A 17,322-nucleotide genomic window follows, 5' to 3' on the forward strand; every position below is an offset into this window, starting at 1 on the left:
TTAGCGCGCCGGCAGCCGCAGGTGCACGCACAAACCCTGCGCGGTGTTTTGCGCCCACAACGTCCCGCCCTGGCGCTGTACGGCATTGCGGGCGATGCTCAAGCCCAGACCAAAACCGCCATCACCCGGCCGAGAGCCTTCGAGGCGGGTGAACGGCGCAAAGATACGTTCCAAGTCCTGCTCATCAATACCGCCGCCCTGGTCTTGCAGCCAGATATGCCACTCATCGCCCTCGCGGCAGCCATCCAGTGTCACCCGCCCCTGGGCGGGCGAATGCCGGATGGCATTGCGCAGGATATTTTCCAGGGCCTGGGCCAGCGCATTCAGGTTGCCGCGCACCCAGCAGTCGGCGGGTAACAGGCACGGCAAACGCGCTGCTGGCCAATCACTTTCATAACAGGCGTTTTCCCGCAGCATGTCCCACAAGGCCAGAAGCTGGATGGCTTCCTCGGGTAACGGCGTTCGCTCGCTGTCCAGCCAGGCCAGTTGCAGGCTGTCTTCCACCAGGCGCTGCATGGCGTCGATCTCGCGGCCCAGGCGCTCGCGCAACTGCGCTAGATCCTGCTCACTGTCACAGGCCACGCGCAAGCGGCTCAACGGCGTGCGCAATTCATGGGACATGTCCCGCAATAACTGCTGCTGCAACTCCACCGTGCCCTGCAAACGCTCGGACATGTGGTCGAAGGCGCGGCCCAGCTCCCCCAATTCATCCTGGCGGCTGGTGGCCTCGCGGGACATGCGCGTATTCAATTGATCGGCGCGCCAGGCGTTGGCCTGCTCGCGCAACTGGTTCAAAGGCATGATCAGCAGCCGATAAAGCCCCACGCACAGCAGCAAGGTAAACAGGCCGGGGATCACGCCGTTGGTCACCACGCGCCACAACACCTGATAGCGCCCCGGCATAAAGCGCTGGGGCAACTCGATCACCAGCGAGCCGGCGCCAGGGTCGACCGGGAATGGGATTTTCACCCAGGGCAGGCCTTTGACGTGCCGGCTGACCGGCCACTCCAGCCCGCGCAGAAAGGTCAGGCGCTGGCTTTCCTTGTCGCTCAGCGGCATGTTGCTCAGCGACTGCAAGTCGTTGCCGATCACCCCGATCCAGGTGGATTCGCGCGTGCCCATGAGTTGCAACCAGGCGTCCACGCCAGCACTGCCCTGGGTACTCCAGGCCAATTCCGCGCCTGCGGCATAGCCGCGCAGAATCTCGCGGGACTCCTCGGCCACATAGGCGCTCTGCTCTTCCATGTAGCGGCCCCAGGACCAACTGAGCCAGATCATCAGCAAACAGAAGGCGATCAGCAGGCAGGCGAGCTTCCAGAATAACGAGTGCCGGCCGGGCAGCCGCTCAAAGCCCTTCATCATGACCGCTCAGCACATAACCCTTGCCCCACACCGTGCGCACTTCGCGCTCGCCGTAGCCGATGGCCTTGAGTTTGCGGCGGATCTGGCTGATATGCATGTCCAGGCTGCGGTCGTGGGGCGCATAACCGCGCTGCAACACATGCTGGTAAAGGAAGGCTTTGCTGAGCACTTCATCGGCGCTACGGTGCAAGGTCTCGAGCAGGCGGTACTCGCTGCGCGTCAGCCCGGCCGAGTGTTCTTGAAAGAACACGTCGTACAGTTCATCGTCAAAACGCAGGCTGCGTGCATCGTCGCGTGCCGGTAAACGCAGCGGCAACGGCCGCCGGTCCAGGGCCACGCGGCGCAGGATGGCTTCGATGCGCACGCGCAGTTCGACCATGCTGAACGGCTTGGGCAGGTAATCGTCCGCGCCCAGGCGAAAACCGCTGATGCGATCGGCTTCGGCGCCCAGCGCAGACATGAGGATGACCGGCGTCGCATGGTGCTGGCGCAAATGGGTAAGAATCGACAAACCGTCCATGCCCGGCAGCAGGATGTCCATCAACACCACGTCGAACGCCTGGTCACGTGCCATCTGCAGGCCCTGTTGGCCGTTCTGGCACCAGGTGACCTGGAAGCCGCAGCGGCCCAGGTGCTCATGCACATAGGCGCCCAATACCGGGTCGTCTTCAATGGTCAGGATACTGGGTAGGCCAACTGCGGGATTCATTAGCGTCTGCAAGTCATTCTCAATGACTGATTATTCAAGATTAAACGGTGACAGGCAATCGCCACCCGGCTGCCGATGGCGCAAAAATTGCGCTAGGAAATTAACGTCGGAGATTGACCCGATCATTAATTTGCGAGGTTCCACACCGCGCAAATGGCTACACTGCGCAGGTGGCGTGGGCCGGATGCCCGCGCAGCTCATCGAAAACAGTGTGGTAGCAGGAGAGTGGCGTGCTTAGAAGAATGGGGATAAAAGGCCGCGTACTGTTGCTGACCTTATTACCGACCAGCCTGATGGCCCTGTTGTTGGGGGGCTATTTCACCTGGATGCAGCTGTCGGAGTTGCAGACCCAATTGCTGCAACGCGGCGAAATGATCGCCGAGCAGTTGGCGCCGCTGGTGGCCCCGGCGTTGAGCAGCAAGAACACCGACCTGCTCGAACGCATCGCCACCCAGTCGCTGGAGCAGCCGGATGTGCGCGCGGTGTCGTTCCTCGCACCGGACCGCTCGTCCCTGGCCCACGCCGGCCCGACCATGCTTAACCTCGCGCCGGTCGGCAACAGTTCGCACCTGCTGCAGCGCAGCGGCAATGACGCCACGCGCTACCTGCTGCCGGTGTTTGGCCGCCATCGCAACCTCGCTGGCGAATTGATCCCTGACGAGTCCGACCGCCTGCTGGGTTGGGTCGAAGTGGAGCTGTCGCACAATGGCATGTTGCTGCGCGGTTATCGCAGCCTGTTTGCCAGCCTGCTGCTGATCGCCATCGGCCTGATCTGCACGGCTGCCCTGGCATTGCGCATCAGCCGCACGATCAACTCGCCCATCGGCCAGATCAAGCAAGCCGTGGCCCAACTCAAGGACGGCAACCTCGAAACCCGCCTGCCACCCTTGGGCAGCCAGGAACTGGACCAATTGGCCTCGGGCATCAACCGCATGGCCGAAACCCTGCAAAATGCCCAGGAAGAGCTGCAACACAGCATCGATCAGGCCACCGAAGACGTGCGCCAGAACCTGGAAACCATCGAGATCCAGAACATCGAGCTGGACCTGGCGCGCAAGGAGGCCCTGGAGGCCAGCCGGATCAAGTCGGAGTTCCTGGCCAACATGAGCCATGAAATCCGCACGCCGCTCAACGGCATCCTGGGTTTCACTCACCTGCTGCAAAAAAGCGAGCTGTCGCCGCGCCAGCTGGATTACCTGGGCACCATCGAAAAATCCGCCGACAACCTGCTGGGCATCATCAACGAGATCCTCGACTTCTCGAAAATCGAAGCCGGCAAGCTGGTCCTCGACAGTGTGCCCTTCAACCTGCGCGACCTGCTGCAAGACACCCTGACCATCCTCGCCCCCGCCGCCCATGCCAAACAGCTCGAGCTGGTGAGCCTGGTGTACCGCGACACGCCGCTGGCGCTGGTGGGCGACCCGTTGCGGCTCAAGCAGATCCTCACCAACCTGATCAGCAATGCGATCAAGTTCACCCGCGAAGGCACTATCGTTGCCCGCGCGATGGTCGAGGACGAACAGGAAGACAGCGTGCAACTGCGCATCAGTGTGCAAGACACCGGCATAGGCCTGTCGAACCAGGACGTGCGTGCGCTGTTCCAGGCGTTCAGCCAGGCCGACAACTCGCTGTCGCGCCAACCCGGCGGCACCGGCCTGGGCCTGGTGATTTCCAAACGGCTGATCGAGCAGATGGGCGGCGAGATCGGCGTCGACAGCACACCGGGCGAAGGCTCGGAGTTCTGGATCAGCCTGAGCCTGCCCAAGACCCGCGACGACGCCGAAGACCTGCCCTGCGCGCCGCTGCTCGGGCGTCGTGTGGCCGTGCTGGAAAACCACGAGCTGGCGCGCCAGGCCTTGCAACACCAACTGGAAGATTGCGGCCTGCAAGTGACACCGTTCAATACCCTGGAAAGCCTCACCAACGGCATCACCAGCGCGCACCAGACCGAACAGGCCATTGACCTGGCGGTGCTCGGGGTCACCGCCAATGATATTCCGCCCGAACGCCTCAACCAGCATCTATGGGACCTGGAACACCTGGGCTGCAAGGTGCTGGTGCTGTGCCCGACCACCGAACAGATGCTGTTCAACCAATCGGTGCCCAACCCCAACAGCCAGTTGCAGGCCAAACCTGCGTGCACGCGCAAACTGCGCCGCGCACTGGCCGATTTGATCAGCCCGCGCCCATTGCGCAGCGAACCCGGCGAACCGCTGTCCAGCCGGGCACCGCGCGTACTCTGCGTGGACGACAACCCGGCCAACCTGTTGCTGGTGCAAACGTTGCTCGAAGACATGGGCGCCAAGGTGCATGCGGTCGAAAGCGGTTACGCGGCCATCGACGCGGTAAAGCAGGAAACCTTCGATCTGGTGCTGATGGACGTACAAATGCCCGGCATGGACGGGCGCCAAAGCACCGAGGCGATCCGCCAGTGGGAAAGCGAGCGGCACGGCACGCCGCTGCCGGTGGTCGCGCTCACCGCTCACGCCATGGCCAACGAAAAACGCGCACTGCTGCAAAGCGGTATGGACGACTACCTGACCAAACCCATCAGCGAGCGGCAGTTGGCCCAAGTGGTGCTGAAGTGGACCGGCCTGGCCCTGCGCAATCAAGGACCGGAGCGCGCGACTGACGGTTTGGCACCCGGCGTGCAACTGCTGGTACTCGATCATGAGGAAGGCCTGCGCCTGGCGGCCAACAAAGCCGACCTGGCCGCCGACATGCTTGCGATGCTGCTGGCTTCGCTGGAAGCCGATCGCCTGGCGATCACCGCCGCCCGTGAAGCCAAAGACAACAATGCCCTGATCGAACGCGTGCACCGCCTGCATGGCGCCACCCGCTACTGCGGCGTGCCGCAATTGCGCGCCGCCTGCCAGCGCGCGGAAACCTTGCTCAAGCAAGACGACGCCAAGGCCGTTGCCGCGCTGGATGAACTGGACATGGCGATTGCGCGGCTGGCCAGTGAAGCGCGGGTCAGCGCCTGAATCCCATTTATTGGAGTGCGGGCTTTTGTGGGAGCGGGCTTGCTCGCGAAAGCGGTGTATCAGCCGCCAGATGAGCTGACTGAACCACCGCTTTCGCGAGCAAGCCCGCTCCCACAGGGGTAACGTGTCCAGATCTAAGATTGCAGGGAGCATTTTTAATGCGCGTCATTCTTTTCAGCAGCCAGACCTACGACCGCGACAGTTTTCTCGGCGAGCCGCTGCCGGCAGGTGTCGAGCTGCAATTCCAGCCGGCCCGCCTGAACCTCGACACCGTGGCCCTGGCCGAACACCACGAAGTGGTCTGCGCGTTTATCAACGACGACCTGAGCGCGCCCGTGCTAGAGCAGTTAGCCGCCGGCGGCACGCGCTTGATTGCCTTGCGCTCGGCCGGTTACAACCATGTCGACCTGGCCGCCGCCCAGCGCCTGGGCCTGAGTATCGTGCGCGTACCGGCCTACTCGCCCCACGCGGTGGCAGAGCATGCCGTCGCGCTGATCCTGGCCCTCAACCGTCGCCTGCACCGCGCCTACAACCGTACCCGCGATGGCGATTTCAGCCTGCACGGGCTCACCGGTTTCGATCTGGTCGGCAAAACTGTCGGTGTGGTCGGCACCGGGCAGATCGGCGCCACCTTTGCCAGGATCATGGCCGGGTTCGGCTGCCAGTTGCTCGCCTGCGACCCCTTCCCCAATCCGCAGGTCCAGGCCCTGGGTGCCCGCTATGTAGACCTGCCAGAGCTATTGGCCCAGGCACAGATCATCAGCCTGCACTGCCCGCTGACCGCCGACAGCAAACACCTGATCAACGCCCGTTCCCTGGCACAGATGCAGCCTGGCGCCATGCTGATCAACACCGGACGCGGTGGCCTGGTGGATACGCCTGCGCTGATCGAAGCCCTCAAGAACGGCCAACTCGGCTACCTGGGCCTGGATGTGTATGAGGAAGAAGCTCAGCTGTTTTTCGAGGATCGCTCCGACCTGCCGCTGCAAGACGACGTACTCGCACGCCTGCTGACCTTCCCTAACGTGATCATCACCGCCCACCAGGCGTTCCTGACCCGTGAAGCGCTGGCGGCAATCGCAGCCACCACGCTGGCCAACATTGCCGCGTGGGCCGATGGCCAGCCGCAGAACCTGGTGCAAGGTTGATCAGCGGTCACATACCAGGCCCATGATAGGCCGGCACCCGTGATAGGATGCCGCGCCTATTTGGAGGATCCATGGCCGAACACGATTTCCGCTTCAGCTTGCTGAGCCCGCAACACACCCTGATCGAATGCCGCGCCCTGGTGCCGGGCCGTTATCAGGTCACCGGCAACGGTGGTTCGATCAAGCATGGCGACGTCTTGATCGTCACCCTGCGCGGCAGTAAAACCCTGTCGATGCGCCTGACCGTCGAAGGTGACGCGCGCTATTCCATCCGCCCGGCGGGCCAGTGGGTCGCGATGGCCCTGGGGCCGAAATTCGGCGAGCTGGAAATCCACACCTGGAAGGTCAACTGCGACAGCTGCGACAGCGTGCTGGAGTTTGAATTCGCCGTGGAAACCAAGCTGACCAAAGAGCCACTACCACCGGCCGCCAATGCGCGCATCAAGGAGCTGGGCTGGGCCAGCGAAGGCGACAAGCACCGTTGCCCGAAATGCCAGCAGGCTGCGCAATGAAAGGCCTGCTGCTCGCCGCCCTCGGTGTGGCCCTGACGGGCTGCGCCGCTGACGCGGTCAAGCTCAAGCAAGACCACAGCTACGTGGTGGAGTGGATTGGTGAGCGGCCATTGATGGATTACGCGCACCTGACCGTCACTCTCGGCGCCGATGGCCGCGCCTACGGCAATGGCGGCTGCAACCACTGGTTTGCGCCGTACACCGTCGAAGGCCGGACACTCAGTTTCGGCAAGATCGGCAGCACCCGCAAACTCTGCGCCGAAGCCTTGATGGAGCAGGAACAGCGCTTCTTCCAGGCCCTGCAAGGCGTGCAGCGCTGGGATATCTCACCGATCGAGCAGACCCGGTTCTGGCCGGCTGAAGGCAAGCCGATTCGCCTGTGGCTGGAAGAAGGCTGATACCAGGAGCCTAAAGATGGGTGAGCTCTAAATGTGGGAGGGGGCTTGCTCCCGAAGGCGGTGGGTCAGCCAATATATATGCTGACTGACACACTGCTTTCGGGAGCAAGCCCCCTCCCACATTGGATTGGGGGCAACTCTCTAACCACGCAAGGCTTTGAGTTTGGCCAACACACCTTCCGCCGTCTGCTCACCCATCAACTGTTCACGCACCTTGCCCTTGTCATCAATGATGTAGGTCACCGGCAGCGCCTCGCTGCGCGGAATATCGAAAATCTCTTCCGGGTTCTGCGCCAGCACCGTGAACTTGATCCCCAGCTTCTCGCTGGCGGCCTTGAGTTCTTCACCCTGTACATTGTCGAAATTGACCCCGAACACGCCCACATTCTGGCCTTTCAGCTGTTCGGCCAAGGCATTCAGTTCCGGAATTTCCGTGCGGCACGGGCCACACCATTCGGCCCAGTAGTTGACCACCACCCATTGTTTGTCCAGGCGTTCGGCCGCCACTTTCCTGCCATATTGGTCAACGCCGTAATCGTTACCGCAGCCGCTGAGCAGCAGGGTTGTGATGATCGCCAATGCACCGATCAGTCGCCTAGTCATGGGGTAATCCTTCGCAAAAAAATGAACGTTGGCTGCGACCTATCGCCTCTTACGGTTTAAGGACGGGTCGCCGCGCAGGTAGAATACCCGCCACCTTACGCAAGATGCGACCCGCACATGACCGATCTGACGCTTTATCACAACCCGCGCTGCTCGAAATCGCGCGGTGCGCTCGAGCTGCTGGAAGCCCGCGGCCTGACCCCGACCGTGGTGCGCTACCTCGAAACCCCGCTGGACGCCGCGCAACTCAAGGCCTTGCTCGGCAAGCTGAACATCAGCGCGCGCCAATTGCTGCGCACCGGCGAAGATGAATACAAAACCCTCAACCTGGCCGACGCCAGCCTCAGCGAAGCGCAGTTGATTGCCGCGATTGCCGAGCACCCGAAGCTGATGGAACGCCCGATCCTGGCAACCGCCGACAAAGCCATCATCGGCCGCCCACCGGAAAACGTGCTGGAGTTGCTGCCGTGACCGCGCCCTATGTGCTGGTGCTGTATTACAGCCGCAATGGCTCGGTCAGCGAAATGGCTCGGCAGATTGCCCGCGGCATCGAGCAAGGCGGCCTCGAAGCCCGCCTGCGCACCGTACCGGCGATTTCCACCGAGTGTGAAGCCGTGGCGCCGAGCATTCCGGACGAGGGCGCGTTGTATGCCAGCCTGGATGATCTGAAGAATTGCTCCGGCCTGGCCCTGGGCAGCCCGACGCGCTTTGGCAACATGGCCGCGCCGCTCAAGTACTTCCTCGATGGCACCAGCAACCTGTGGCTCACCGGCGCACTCGTGGGCAAACCGGCTGGCGTGTTCACCTCCACCGCCAGCCTGCACGGCGGCCAGGAAACCACGCTGATGTCGATGCTGCTGCCGCTGCTGCACCACGGCATGCTGATCACCGGCCTGCCCTACAGCGAACAGGCCTTGCTCGACACCCAGGGCGGCGGCACGCCGTATGGCGCCAGCCATCATTCCGGGCCGGACGGCAAACGCATGCTCGATCAGCACGAAATCACCCTGTGCCGCGCCCTCGGCCTGCGCCTGGCCACCACCGCCACGCTGCTGGAGAACGGCCGTGGCCAGAAAGCCTAAGGTCCTGCCGCCCCAGGCGTGGCTGGAACCACGGGTCAAGGCGGCACGCGTGCTGAGCTTGTTGGCTTTTCTAGGGCTGGTGGGTTTGCTGTGCGTGTATTACCTGTTCATCGCCGACCTGCACGGTGCGCGCCCGTGGGTGATCCTGCTGATCGAGCTGGTGCCCCTGCTGGTGCTGGCGCCGGGGATGCTGCTGGGCAGCGCGCGCGGGCATTCGTGGATGTGCTTTGTGGTGAACCTGTATTTCATCAAGGGCGCACTGGCGGCGTATGACCCGAACCGCCAGTGGTTCGGGGTGCTGGAGATGCTGGCGAGTCTGGCAGTGTTTTGTACCGCGCTGTTGTATGTGCGGTGGCGGCATCAGTTGAATCGGCGGTTGGCGCAAGTCTGATAGGAATTTGGCGCCGGACAGTCAGTCTTCGCGAGCAAGCCCGCTCCCACATTTATCCGCGTACATCCTTTGGAATGCGGCCGAATGTGGGAGCGGGCTTGCTCGCGAAGGCATCAACGCGGTCTCAATGATTCACCGTGTAAGCCAGCATCATCGACAGCTGGCACATCGGCCGCCCACTCTCGGCATGCCATTGGTTAAACGCGCCCTGCACCGTCGCCAAGTCCCGCAGGCTGGTCGGCGCCTTGTCGACGATCTTCTGTGCATTCAAGGCCGCCACCACGTCATCGCTCGGCACAAACGTATCCTTGCCCACCATGCGCAAAAAGCGCGGCGCCGACAGCCCGCCCAACTGGTGCCCGTGCTTGCTCAGGTACTTCCACAAGCTGACGATATCGGTCACCGGCCAGTCGGCGACAAACGCGCCGAAGCTGCCCTTTTCCTGCTCGATGTCCAGGATCATCTGCGCATTGCGCGGCACACTTTTGAGCTTGCCCAGGTGGCGAATGATGCGCGTGTCCTGCATCAGGCGCTCCAGGTGCTCGGCGCCCATCAGCACGACTTTTTCCGGGTCGAAGCCGAAGAACACCTGCTCGAACGCCGGCCATTTGGCATCCACCACGCTGTGCTTCAAGCCGGCGCGAAATACGCGCAGCGCCAGGGTCGACAGGTAGCGGTCATCACTGATCTTGCGCAATTGCGCCGGGGTCTTGGGTACAGGCAGGTGGGCTTCCAGCTCGGCCGCTGAACCAAAGCGGTTCAGACAATATTCGTGCAGCCACTTGTAATCGCGCATGCCCTCTCCTGGCAGTTGAATGGAAAACGGCGCCCGTAAGCGCCGTCTTTCAGAGCGTTGAAACGTCTTAGAGGTTCACCACATTGACGAAGCGCGACGCGGCGCTTTCGTCGATTTTCAGGCTGGTGAAATCGAACAGGTTGCGGTCGGCCAGCTGCGATGGCTGCACATTCTGCAAGCTGCGGAAGATGCTCTCGGTGCGGCCCGGGGTCTTGCGCTCCCAGTCCACCAACATCTCCTTGACCACCTGGCGCTGCAGGTTTTCCTGGGAGCCGCACAGGTTGCACGGGATGATCGGGAATTGCTTGAAGTCGGAGTAAGCCTGGATGTCCTTCTCGTTGCAATACGCCAGCGGGCGGATCACCACGTTGCGGCCGTCATCGGCACGCAGCTTGGGCGGCATGGCCTTGAGCGAGCCGTTGAAGAACATATTGAGGAAGAAGGTCTCAACGATGTCGTCACGGTGGTGCCCCAGGGCCATCTTGGTCGCGCCGATCTCATCGGCAAAGGTGTAAAGCGTGCCACGACGCAGGCGTGAGCACAGCGAGCAGGTGGTCTTGCCCTCCGGGATCAGCTCCTTGACCACCGAGTAGGTGTCTTTCTCAACGATGTGGTACTCCACGCCCAGCGCTTTGAGATAGGCCGGCAGCACGTGCTCCGGGAAGCCCGGTTGTTTCTGGTCCATGTTGACGGCGACGATCTCGAACCGGATCGGCGCGACCTTTTGCAGGTGCAGCAGCACGTCGAGCAGGGTGTAGCTGTCTTTGCCGCCGGAGAGGCAGACCATGACTTTGTCGCCGTCCTGGATCATGTTGAAATCGGCGACCGCTTCCCCGGCCAGGCGACGCAGGCGTTTTTGCAGTTTGTTCTGGTTGACCGTAAGAGTGCCCATGGCGCTTGGATCCGCTAGAGGTGTGTGACGAAAAGCCGGGCATTTTACCGCTAAGGCTGGCCGAGATCCAATGTGGGAGCGGGCTTGCTCGCGAAGGCGCTGTACCTGTGATGAATGTATCAACTGACACGACGCTTTCGCGAGCAAGCCCGCTCCCACATTTCCAATCGCGCCTTGCCTGACAGACCTCACCGCGATTAGCGCCCATGTTTACAGCGCAATTTGCTCTAAAGCCCTACAGTTTTTCCGGTCATCACTTCCTATACTGCGACGTAAGGTCGCACAACTATCCAGGACCTTATGTGGCCATTTGGCCCGTGGGCGCTCCGATGGGGGGCGATGGTAATAACGACAGGAGTGACTGGCATGATCCATCACGTCGTGGGGCTGTTTACCCATCCCGACCAGGAATGGCGGGAAATTCGTGGCGATAAGGAAGAAAGTATCGGCCACATGTACCTCACTCACACTTTGATTCTCGCGGCGATCCCTGCCGTCTCGGCTTTTATCGGCACCACCCGGGTCGGCTGGGTCATCGGCAATCGCGCCCCGGTCATGTTGACCCAGGAAAGTGCGCTGTGGATGACCCTCATGTCCTACGCGGCGATGCTCGGCGGCGTGGCGGTGATGGGCGCTTTCATCCATTGGATGGCCCGCACCTACGACGCCAGCCCCAGCATGGCGCGCTGCGTCGCGTTCGCCACCTACACCGCGACCCCGCTGTTTATCGGCGGGCTCGCGGCGCTCTATCCGCATATGTGGCTGGGGATGGTCGTGGGCACGGCGGCTATCTGTTACACGGTGTACTTGCTGTATGTGGGCCTGCCGACGTTTATGAACATCGACCCGGACGAGGGCTTCCTGTTTTCCAGCTCGGTACTGGCCGTGGGCCTGGTGGTACTGGTGGCAATCATGGCGTTTACCGTGATCGTCTGGGGGCTGGGCGTAGGCCCGATTTACACCAACTAAGCGGATCAACCGCAGGCAAAGCCACCGCAAGGTGGCTTTGTGCGTTATGCATGACCATTCGGCGCCTGACAGATTCGGAAACACCTGCTTTTGCGGCATACTGGACGTCTCTGGAGATATGGTCAGCATGCCCGAGCAACTCAATACCCGCGTCGAAGATTGTTTCCTACAAGCCGAATCCTTTTTTAAACGAAGCTTCAAACGCCCCCAGGTCAGCCTCAAGCTGCGGGGCCAGAAGGCCGGTGTCGCGCATTTGCACGAGAACCTGCTGCGTTTCAACCCACAGTTGTACCGCGAAAACAGCCAACACTTCCTCAAGCAGACCGTGGCCCATGAAGTCGCGCACCTGATCGCCCACCAATTGTTTGGCGAGCGCATCCAACCCCATGGCGAGGAATGGCAACTGATCATGCGCGGGGTGTACGAACTGCCGCCGGATCGTTGCCACACCTATGAGATCAAGCGCCGCCAGGTGACCCGGTATATCTACCGTTGCCCGTGTGCCGACAGCGATTTCCCGTTTTCGGCCCAGAGGCATGGGCTGGTGAATCAGGGGCGGCGGTATTTGTGCAGGCGGTGTCGGCACACTTTGGTGTACACAGGGGAAACTCGGGTGGAGTGAGGGCTTGTCGGGTCGCCGCATCGCTGCGATGACGCCAGATCAGTCACCCAACAACCTTGGCCCGCCGCAACTCGTCTATCCGCTGGGCACTCAACCCCAACTCAGCCAGCACTTCATCACTGTGCGCCCCCACCGCCGCACCAATATGCCGAGGCGCCGGCAACCCCTCGGAAAACTTCAACGGGCAGGCCAGTTGCGTCTGGGTCGAGCCATCACCCCGTGGCACCTGGCTGACCAGCTCCCGCGCCTTCAACTGTGGATGATCCAGCGCTTCACTCAGCCTCAGCACCGGCTCGACACACGCATCCACTCCGGCGAACAACTCACACAGCTCCTCGAAGCTGCGCTTCTCAAACTCGACCTGCAACGCCAGCTTCAGGGCTTTTTGCTGGTCGGGTTTGAGGCTTTGCATGGCCAGTTCCGGCCTTCCCAGCGCGTCGCACAATTGCCGCATAAACGCCGGTTCCAGGCTGCCCACCGACATCCAGCGCCCATCACGCGTGCGGTAATAATCATAGAAACTGCCGCCGTTGAGTACATGGTTCTCCCAATCAGGCTCGACCCCGCAGGCCAGGTAGCCCGCACCGGCCATGGCATTCAGGCTGAACGAGCAGTCGGTCATGCTCACATCCAGGTATTGGCCGACGCCACTGTACTGGCGGGCAATCACGGCGGCGAGCAACCCCACTACCGCGTGCAGCGACCCACCGCCGACATCCGCCAATTGCACACCCAGCGGCACCGGCCCGCTGTCCCGGCGACCGGTGTAACTGGCCACGCCGGCCAACGCGAGGTAGTTGATATCGTGCCCGGCGCGGTCTTTATAAGGCCCGGTCTGACCGTAACCGGTGATCGACACATAAATCAGCCTGGGGTTGAGCGCTTTCAGCGCCTCATAACCCAGGCCGAGGCGCTCCATCACCCCGGGCCGGAATTGCTCGAGGACAATATCGTAGTCCTTGACCAGCTCACGCACGATCTGCAGCGCTTCTGCCTGCTTGAGGTCCAGTGCCAGGCTGCGCTTGTTGCGATTGAGATACGCATGGCTCGCCGAGGTCCCCTGATCATGGGGCGGCAGCACACGCAGCAGGTCCATGCGCGTGGGCGATTCGATACGCAGCACCTCGGCGCCCATGTCCGCCAGCAACAAGGATGCGAACGGGCCAGGCAGCAAGGTGGAAAAATCCAGCACTTTGAGGGACGCCAAGGGACCTGACATGGGGACTCCTTTTTCTTCTTCGAATGGCCACAGCGTAGGCCGGGTCCGGCCCGACCGGCAATCGTCAGAACAATCACCGAGAGTGACCGTTTTGATCACGGCGGGCTTTTTCGCGGCGGCGGCTTTATCATTGGCCCAGGTTTGCTTGCAGAGTGTTCCATGAAGTTTGCGATTGCAGTATTTTCCGCCGCCCATGCGCCCTCCTCGCGCCGCGCCTTGCTGTTCGCCCAGGCAGCGCTGGCCGGTGGGCATGAGATTGTGCGGCTGTTTTTTTATCAGGACGGCGTGTACAGCGCTGCCAATAACATCGTTGCGCCCCAGGATGAGCAAGACATTGCCCGCCAGTGGCGTGAGTTTGTCAGCCAGCATCAACTCGACGGCGTGGTGTGCATCGCCGCCGCCTTGCGCCGTGGCGTACTCAATACTGAGGAAGCCACGCGTTACCAACGCAGCGCGGTGAACCTTGACGCGCCGTGGGCGTTGTCGGGCCTGGGGCAATTGCATGACGCGATCCAGGCTGCCGACCGCCTGATCTGTTTTGGAGGGCCGTGAGATGGCCAAGTCTTTATTGGTGATCAGCCGCCAGGCCCCGTGGTCCGGGCCGAGTGCGCGGGAAGCGCTGGATATCGTATTGGCCGGTGGCGCCTTTGATCTGCCGATGGGTCTGCTGTTTATGGACGATGGCGTGTTCCAGTTGGCAACGCATCAGGACGCCAAGGCTGTACAGCAAAAAGACCTGAGCGCCAACCTGCAGGCGTTGGGCCTGTTCGGCATTGATGAGGTGTTTGCCTGCAGCCACAGCCTTACCGAGCGCAGCCTCGTGACACCTGCCGGCGCGCAGGCGCTGGACAGCGCCGCGATCGCCCAATTGATTGACCGTTATGACCAGGTGATGACCCTCTGATGTCGACTTTGCACGTGGTATCTCACTCCCCGTTTACCGATAGCCGCCTGGCCAGTTGCCTGCGCGTGTGCGGTGCCGAGGACGCCATCCTGCTGTGTGGCGACGGCGCCTACGGCCTGCACAACGCAGCCCTGCAAACCCGTGGCGTGAAGGTCTTTGTCCTGGCCGAAGACATGCAGGCACGCAACCTGCCCCTGCCGGACTGGGCCGACAGCGTCGACTATCCAGGTTTCGTGCAGCTGTCGATCGACTACGACAAGGTCAACACCTGGCTATGAACACCCTGACCGTAGGCGAACGCACGCTTGAGCTGGACAAGGACGGCTATCTCGTCGACCTGAATGACTGGTCCACCGACGTGGCCAATGCCCTGGCCGCCGCCGAACCCTTGGCATTGACCGCCGAGCATTGGGAAATCCTCGAACTGCTGCGCGGGTTTTATGCAGAATTTCAGCTGTCCCCGGCCACGCGCCCGCTGATCAAGTACACCGCTTTAAAGCTCGGCCCGGACAAGGGCAACAGCCTGCACCTCAACAAACTCTTCAATGGCACCCCCGCCAAACTTGCCGCCAAGCTGGCGGGCCTGCCCAGGCCGACGAATTGCTTATGACCGACTTTGCCCCGCTGACCCTTGAAACCCCCGCCGAGCACCCGTTTGCGCAATTCGTGCGCATCCTGGGCAAAGGCAAGCGCGGCGCGCGCAACCTCACCCGTGAGGAAGCCCGCGAAGCCATGGGCATGCTGCTCGACGAAAAAGTCGAAGACACCCAGCTCGGCGCCTTCCTGATGCTGCTGCGTCACAAGGAAGAGAGCCCGGAAGAACTCGCCGGTTTCACCGAAGCCGTACGCGAACGCCTGAAGGCGCCGGCGCTGAATGTAGACATCGATTGGCCGACCTACGCCGGTAAAAAACGCCACCTGCCGTGGTATCTGTTGGCGGCCAAGTGCCTGGCGCAAAACGGCGTGCGCATCCTGATGCACGGCGGCGGCGCCCATACGGCGGGCCGCTTGTACACCGAGCAATTGCTGCAAGGCCTGCAAATCCCGCTGTGTCGCAATTGGCAACAGGTCCAGACGGCGTTCGAGCAAGGCAACCTGGCGTTTATCCCGCTGGGTGACTGGGCGCCGCAACTGCAACGCATGATCGACTTGCGCAACACCCTGGGCCTGCGCTCACCCATTCATTCCCTGGCGCGCCTGCTCAACCCGCTGAATGCGCGTTGCGGCTTGCAAAGCATTTTCCACCCCGGTTACCAGGGCGTGCACCGCGATGCCAGCGGCCTGCTGGGCGATAACGTGATTGTGGTGAAAGGCGATGGCGGCGAAGTCGAGATCAACCCCGACACGATCAGCCACTTGTATGGCACCACCGGCGGCCAGAGTTGGGACGAAGAATGGCCCGCCCTCTCCGCCCAGCGCCACGTCAAACCGGCCAGCCTGGAACCCGAGCATTTAAAAGCCTTGTGGCGCGGCGATGTCGAAGACAGTTACCCGCAACTGGCGCTGATCGCGACCATGGCCCTGGCCCTGCGCGGCCTCGGCCACTCACGGGAGCAGGCGTTCGAATTGGCCCGGCAATTCTGGGATGCGCGGAATAAATCGATTTAATCGATGATTACCGCCCGGTCTTTGCGCTTTTAGTTCGAACTCAGCCCTTTAGACTGGGCTCCAACGCTTATTAGCCAAGGAGCCAGTCATGGGTTTGCTGATCGAAGGACACTGGAAAGACCAGTGGTACGAAAGTAGCGCAGACGGCGCGTTCCAGCGCGAGCAGGCGCAACGCCGCCACTGGGTGACCGCCGATGGCGAGCCTGGCCCCAGCGGCGACGGCGGTTTCAAGGCCGAAGCCGGTCGTTACCACCTGTACGTGTCCCTGGCTTGCCCGTGGGCCCATCGCACGCTGATCCTGCGCAAACTCAAGGGTTTGGAAAGCTTGATCGACGTGTCCGTGGTCAGTTGGCTGATGCTTGAAAATGGCTGGACCTTCGACAAGGCACACGGCTCGACCGGCGACAAGCTCGACGGTTTCGACTTCATGCACCAGCGTTACACCGCAGACACCGAAAATTACACCGGGCGTGTCACCGTGCCAGTGCTGTGGGACAAAAAGCTCAAGCGCATCGTCAGCAATGAATCGGCGGAGATCATCCGCATGTTCAACAGTGCGTTTAACGGGCTGACCGGCAATACGCTGGATTTCTACCCCGAAGCCCTGCGCTCGACGATCGATACGCTGAACGAGCGCATCTACCCCGCGGTGAACAATGGCGTGTACCGCGCAGGGTTTGCCACCTCGCAGCAGGCGTATGAAAGTGCATTTGATGATGTGTTTGCCGAGCTGGATCGCCTGGAACAGCACTTGGCTGAGCAGCGCTACCTGGCCGGTGAATACCTGACCGAAGCCGATGTGCGGCTGTTCACCACGCTGATTCGCTTTGATGCGGTGTATTACAGCCACTTCAAATGCAACCTGCGGCGGATTGCCGACTATCCGAATTTGTCGAACTGGCTAAGGGAGTTGTATCAGTGGCCGGGCGTGGCCGAGACGGTGGATTTTGCGCATATCAAGGGGCATTACTATGCGAGCCATCGGACGATCAACCCGACCGGAATTGTGCCGAAAGGGCCGTTGCAGAGCTTTGATGCCGAGCATGGTCGGGCGCGGTTGAGCGGCAAAGGTGTCTGGAACTGAGAACATCTTGTGGCGAGGGGGCAAGCTCCCTCGCCACAA

21 protein-coding genes are annotated in these 17,322 nt (G+C 61.8%); 15 read left to right on the plus strand and 6 right to left on the minus strand.

Translation table 11 applies throughout. The annotated features are described in order from the left end of the window. Together BFP92_RS21390 and BFP92_RS21395 are read right to left on the minus strand one after the other, a co-directional pair. Positions 1-1,359, minus strand: a complete 1,359-nt coding sequence (locus BFP92_RS21390) for a sensor histidine kinase (RefSeq protein WP_065930992.1) — start codon at positions 1,357-1,359, stop codon at positions 1-3. Beyond that, the gene (locus tag BFP92_RS21395) at positions 1,346-2,071 is read right to left on the minus strand and encodes a response regulator transcription factor (RefSeq protein ID WP_065930993.1); all 726 of its coding nucleotides are present in this window, start codon (positions 2,069-2,071) and stop codon (positions 1,346-1,348) included. The genes BFP92_RS21390 and BFP92_RS21395 overlap by 14 nt, the downstream gene beginning before the upstream one ends. A 230-nt stretch (positions 2,072-2,301) precedes the next feature. Between BFP92_RS21395 and BFP92_RS21400 the strand changes: the two genes are divergently transcribed. The 4 genes from BFP92_RS21400 (at position 2,302) to BFP92_RS21415 (ending at position 7,113) form a co-directional block, all read left to right on the plus strand. Next, entirely contained in the window at positions 2,302-5,055 is a 2,754-nt protein-coding gene (locus tag BFP92_RS21400; protein WP_065930994.1) for a response regulator, read from the plus strand. Positions 5,056-5,213: 158 nt separating this feature from the next. Continuing rightward, positions 5,214-6,203, plus strand: coding sequence for a 2-hydroxyacid dehydrogenase (locus tag BFP92_RS21405; RefSeq protein ID WP_065930995.1), 990 nt, complete (start codon positions 5,214-5,216; stop codon positions 6,201-6,203). 71 nt (positions 6,204-6,274) lie between these two features. Further along, positions 6,275-6,715, plus strand: coding sequence for a hypothetical protein (locus BFP92_RS21410; RefSeq protein ID WP_065930996.1), 441 nt, complete (start codon positions 6,275-6,277; stop codon positions 6,713-6,715). Beyond that, positions 6,712-7,113, plus strand: coding sequence for an META domain-containing protein (locus BFP92_RS21415; protein WP_058419873.1), 402 nt, complete (start codon positions 6,712-6,714; stop codon positions 7,111-7,113). The genes BFP92_RS21410 and BFP92_RS21415 overlap by 4 nt, the downstream gene beginning before the upstream one ends. Positions 7,114-7,254: 141 nt before the next feature. Here the strand turns inward: BFP92_RS21415 and BFP92_RS21420 are convergent, their stop codons facing one another. Continuing rightward, positions 7,255-7,716: a TlpA family protein disulfide reductase gene (locus tag BFP92_RS21420; RefSeq protein ID WP_065930997.1), complete on the minus strand. Its 462-nt coding sequence runs from the start codon at positions 7,714-7,716 to the stop codon at positions 7,255-7,257. A gap of 117 nt (positions 7,717-7,833) precedes the next feature. On the opposite strand from BFP92_RS21420, the gene arsC reads away from it, so the two are divergent. The 3 genes from arsC to BFP92_RS21435 are packed head-to-tail and all read left to right on the plus strand — an operon-like array spanning position 7,834 to position 9,189. Beyond that, positions 7,834-8,187, plus strand: a complete 354-nt coding sequence (gene arsC, locus BFP92_RS21425; protein ID WP_065930998.1) for an arsenate reductase (glutaredoxin) — start codon at positions 7,834-7,836, stop codon at positions 8,185-8,187. Beyond that, the gene (gene wrbA / locus BFP92_RS21430) at positions 8,184-8,798 is read left to right on the plus strand and encodes an NAD(P)H:quinone oxidoreductase (RefSeq protein ID WP_017136576.1); all 615 of its coding nucleotides are present in this window, start codon (positions 8,184-8,186) and stop codon (positions 8,796-8,798) included. The genes arsC and wrbA overlap by 4 nt, the downstream gene beginning before the upstream one ends. Further along, positions 8,782-9,189, plus strand: a complete 408-nt coding sequence (locus BFP92_RS21435; RefSeq protein WP_056861716.1) for a DUF2069 domain-containing protein — start codon at positions 8,782-8,784, stop codon at positions 9,187-9,189. The genes wrbA and BFP92_RS21435 overlap by 17 nt, the downstream gene beginning before the upstream one ends. 124 nt (positions 9,190-9,313) lie before the next feature. Here BFP92_RS21435 and BFP92_RS21440 read toward each other — a convergent pair whose 3' ends face one another. Both BFP92_RS21440 and ttcA read right to left on the minus strand, forming a co-directional pair. Then, positions 9,314-9,985, minus strand: a complete 672-nt coding sequence (locus tag BFP92_RS21440; protein WP_065930999.1) for a DNA-3-methyladenine glycosylase I — start codon at positions 9,983-9,985, stop codon at positions 9,314-9,316. A gap of 67 nt (positions 9,986-10,052) precedes the next feature. Continuing rightward, the gene (gene ttcA, locus BFP92_RS21445; RefSeq protein WP_065931000.1) at positions 10,053-10,877 is read right to left on the minus strand and encodes a tRNA 2-thiocytidine(32) synthetase TtcA; all 825 of its coding nucleotides are present in this window, start codon (positions 10,875-10,877) and stop codon (positions 10,053-10,055) included. A 366-nt stretch (positions 10,878-11,243) separates the two neighbouring features. Between ttcA and BFP92_RS21450 the strand changes: the two genes are divergently transcribed. Continuing rightward, complete coding sequence (locus tag BFP92_RS21450; RefSeq protein WP_056861713.1) at positions 11,244-11,846, plus strand: Yip1 family protein; 603 nt, start codon at positions 11,244-11,246, stop codon at positions 11,844-11,846. Between the two features lie 127 nt (positions 11,847-11,973). Continuing rightward, positions 11,974-12,468 carry a SprT family zinc-dependent metalloprotease gene (locus BFP92_RS21455; protein WP_056861886.1) on the plus strand — a complete coding sequence of 165 codons (495 nt, stop codon included), beginning with the start codon at positions 11,974-11,976 and terminating at the stop codon, positions 12,466-12,468. Between the two features lie 43 nt (positions 12,469-12,511). On the opposite strand, the gene BFP92_RS21460 is transcribed toward BFP92_RS21455, so the two are convergent. After that, the gene (locus BFP92_RS21460) at positions 12,512-13,687 is read right to left on the minus strand and encodes a CaiB/BaiF CoA transferase family protein (protein ID WP_065931001.1); all 1,176 of its coding nucleotides are present in this window, start codon (positions 13,685-13,687) and stop codon (positions 12,512-12,514) included. Positions 13,688-13,846: 159 nt separating this feature from the next. Here BFP92_RS21460 and tusD point away from each other — a divergent pair, with 159 nt between their 5' ends. From tusD to BFP92_RS21490, 6 genes are all read left to right on the plus strand, one after another. Continuing rightward, positions 13,847-14,239 (plus strand): sulfurtransferase complex subunit TusD, encoded by a 393-nt coding sequence (tusD, locus tag BFP92_RS21465; RefSeq protein WP_058419924.1) that lies wholly within the window; start codon positions 13,847-13,849, stop codon positions 14,237-14,239. Between the two features lies 1 nt (position 14,240). Continuing rightward, entirely contained in the window at positions 14,241-14,591 is a 351-nt protein-coding gene (gene tusC, locus BFP92_RS21470) for a sulfurtransferase complex subunit TusC (protein WP_065931002.1), read from the plus strand. Beyond that, on the plus strand, positions 14,591-14,869 hold the full coding sequence (tusB, locus tag BFP92_RS21475; protein ID WP_065931003.1) for a sulfurtransferase complex subunit TusB: 279 nt from the start codon (positions 14,591-14,593) through the stop codon (positions 14,867-14,869). The genes tusC and tusB overlap by 1 nt, the downstream gene beginning before the upstream one ends. Beyond that, positions 14,866-15,201, plus strand: coding sequence for a TusE/DsrC/DsvC family sulfur relay protein (locus BFP92_RS21480; RefSeq protein ID WP_065931004.1), 336 nt, complete (start codon positions 14,866-14,868; stop codon positions 15,199-15,201). Before tusB ends, BFP92_RS21480 begins: the two co-directional genes overlap by 4 nt. Next, a complete protein-coding gene (locus BFP92_RS21485; RefSeq protein ID WP_065931005.1) occupies positions 15,198-16,199 on the plus strand; it encodes a glycosyl transferase family protein in 1,002 nt (333 codons plus the stop codon). The genes BFP92_RS21480 and BFP92_RS21485 overlap by 4 nt, the downstream gene beginning before the upstream one ends. Before the next feature lie 88 nt (positions 16,200-16,287). Continuing rightward, positions 16,288-17,283 carry a glutathione S-transferase family protein gene (locus BFP92_RS21490; protein ID WP_065931006.1) on the plus strand — a complete coding sequence of 332 codons (996 nt, stop codon included), beginning with the start codon at positions 16,288-16,290 and terminating at the stop codon, positions 17,281-17,283. The last annotated feature ends 39 nt before the right edge of the window (positions 17,284-17,322 follow it).

The organism is Pseudomonas sp. 58 R 3 (assembly GCF_900006605.1).
In the GTDB taxonomy this organism is placed as follows: domain Bacteria; phylum Pseudomonadota; class Gammaproteobacteria; order Pseudomonadales; family Pseudomonadaceae; genus Aquipseudomonas; species Aquipseudomonas salomonii.

What these genes read in the sequence shown, in the direction of transcription:
- BFP92_RS21395 (WP_065930993.1), bottom strand. Translation starts at nt 2,071, where the DNA reads ATGAATCCCGCAGTTGGCCTACCCAGTATCCTGACCATTGAAGACGAC.
- BFP92_RS21480 (WP_065931004.1), top strand. Translation starts at nt 14,866, where the DNA reads ATGAACACCCTGACCGTAGGCGAACGCACGCTTGAGCTGGACAAGGAC.
- arsC (WP_065930998.1), top strand. Translation starts at nt 7,834, where the DNA reads ATGACCGATCTGACGCTTTATCACAACCCGCGCTGCTCGAAATCGCGC.
- tusB (WP_065931003.1), top strand. Translation starts at nt 14,591, where the DNA reads ATGTCGACTTTGCACGTGGTATCTCACTCCCCGTTTACCGATAGCCGC.
- ttcA (WP_065931000.1), bottom strand. Translation starts at nt 10,877, where the DNA reads ATGGGCACTCTTACGGTCAACCAGAACAAACTGCAAAAACGCCTGCGT.
- BFP92_RS21420 (WP_065930997.1), bottom strand. Translation starts at nt 7,716, where the DNA reads ATGACTAGGCGACTGATCGGTGCATTGGCGATCATCACAACCCTGCTG.
- BFP92_RS21415 (WP_058419873.1), top strand. Translation starts at nt 6,712, where the DNA reads ATGAAAGGCCTGCTGCTCGCCGCCCTCGGTGTGGCCCTGACGGGCTGC.
- tusC (WP_065931002.1), top strand. Translation starts at nt 14,241, where the DNA reads ATGGCCAAGTCTTTATTGGTGATCAGCCGCCAGGCCCCGTGGTCCGGG.
- BFP92_RS21410 (WP_065930996.1), top strand. Translation starts at nt 6,275, where the DNA reads ATGGCCGAACACGATTTCCGCTTCAGCTTGCTGAGCCCGCAACACACC.
- BFP92_RS21450 (WP_056861713.1), top strand. Translation starts at nt 11,244, where the DNA reads ATGATCCATCACGTCGTGGGGCTGTTTACCCATCCCGACCAGGAATGG.
- tusD (WP_058419924.1), top strand. Translation starts at nt 13,847, where the DNA reads ATGAAGTTTGCGATTGCAGTATTTTCCGCCGCCCATGCGCCCTCCTCG.
- BFP92_RS21460 (WP_065931001.1), bottom strand. Translation starts at nt 13,687, where the DNA reads ATGTCAGGTCCCTTGGCGTCCCTCAAAGTGCTGGATTTTTCCACCTTG.
- BFP92_RS21440 (WP_065930999.1), bottom strand. Translation starts at nt 9,985, where the DNA reads ATGCGCGATTACAAGTGGCTGCACGAATATTGTCTGAACCGCTTTGGT.
- BFP92_RS21455 (WP_056861886.1), top strand. Translation starts at nt 11,974, where the DNA reads ATGCCCGAGCAACTCAATACCCGCGTCGAAGATTGTTTCCTACAAGCC.
- BFP92_RS21485 (WP_065931005.1), top strand. Translation starts at nt 15,198, where the DNA reads ATGACCGACTTTGCCCCGCTGACCCTTGAAACCCCCGCCGAGCACCCG.
- BFP92_RS21490 (WP_065931006.1), top strand. Translation starts at nt 16,288, where the DNA reads ATGGGTTTGCTGATCGAAGGACACTGGAAAGACCAGTGGTACGAAAGT.
- BFP92_RS21405 (WP_065930995.1), top strand. Translation starts at nt 5,214, where the DNA reads ATGCGCGTCATTCTTTTCAGCAGCCAGACCTACGACCGCGACAGTTTT.
- BFP92_RS21390 (WP_065930992.1), bottom strand. Translation starts at nt 1,359, where the DNA reads ATGAAGGGCTTTGAGCGGCTGCCCGGCCGGCACTCGTTATTCTGGAAG.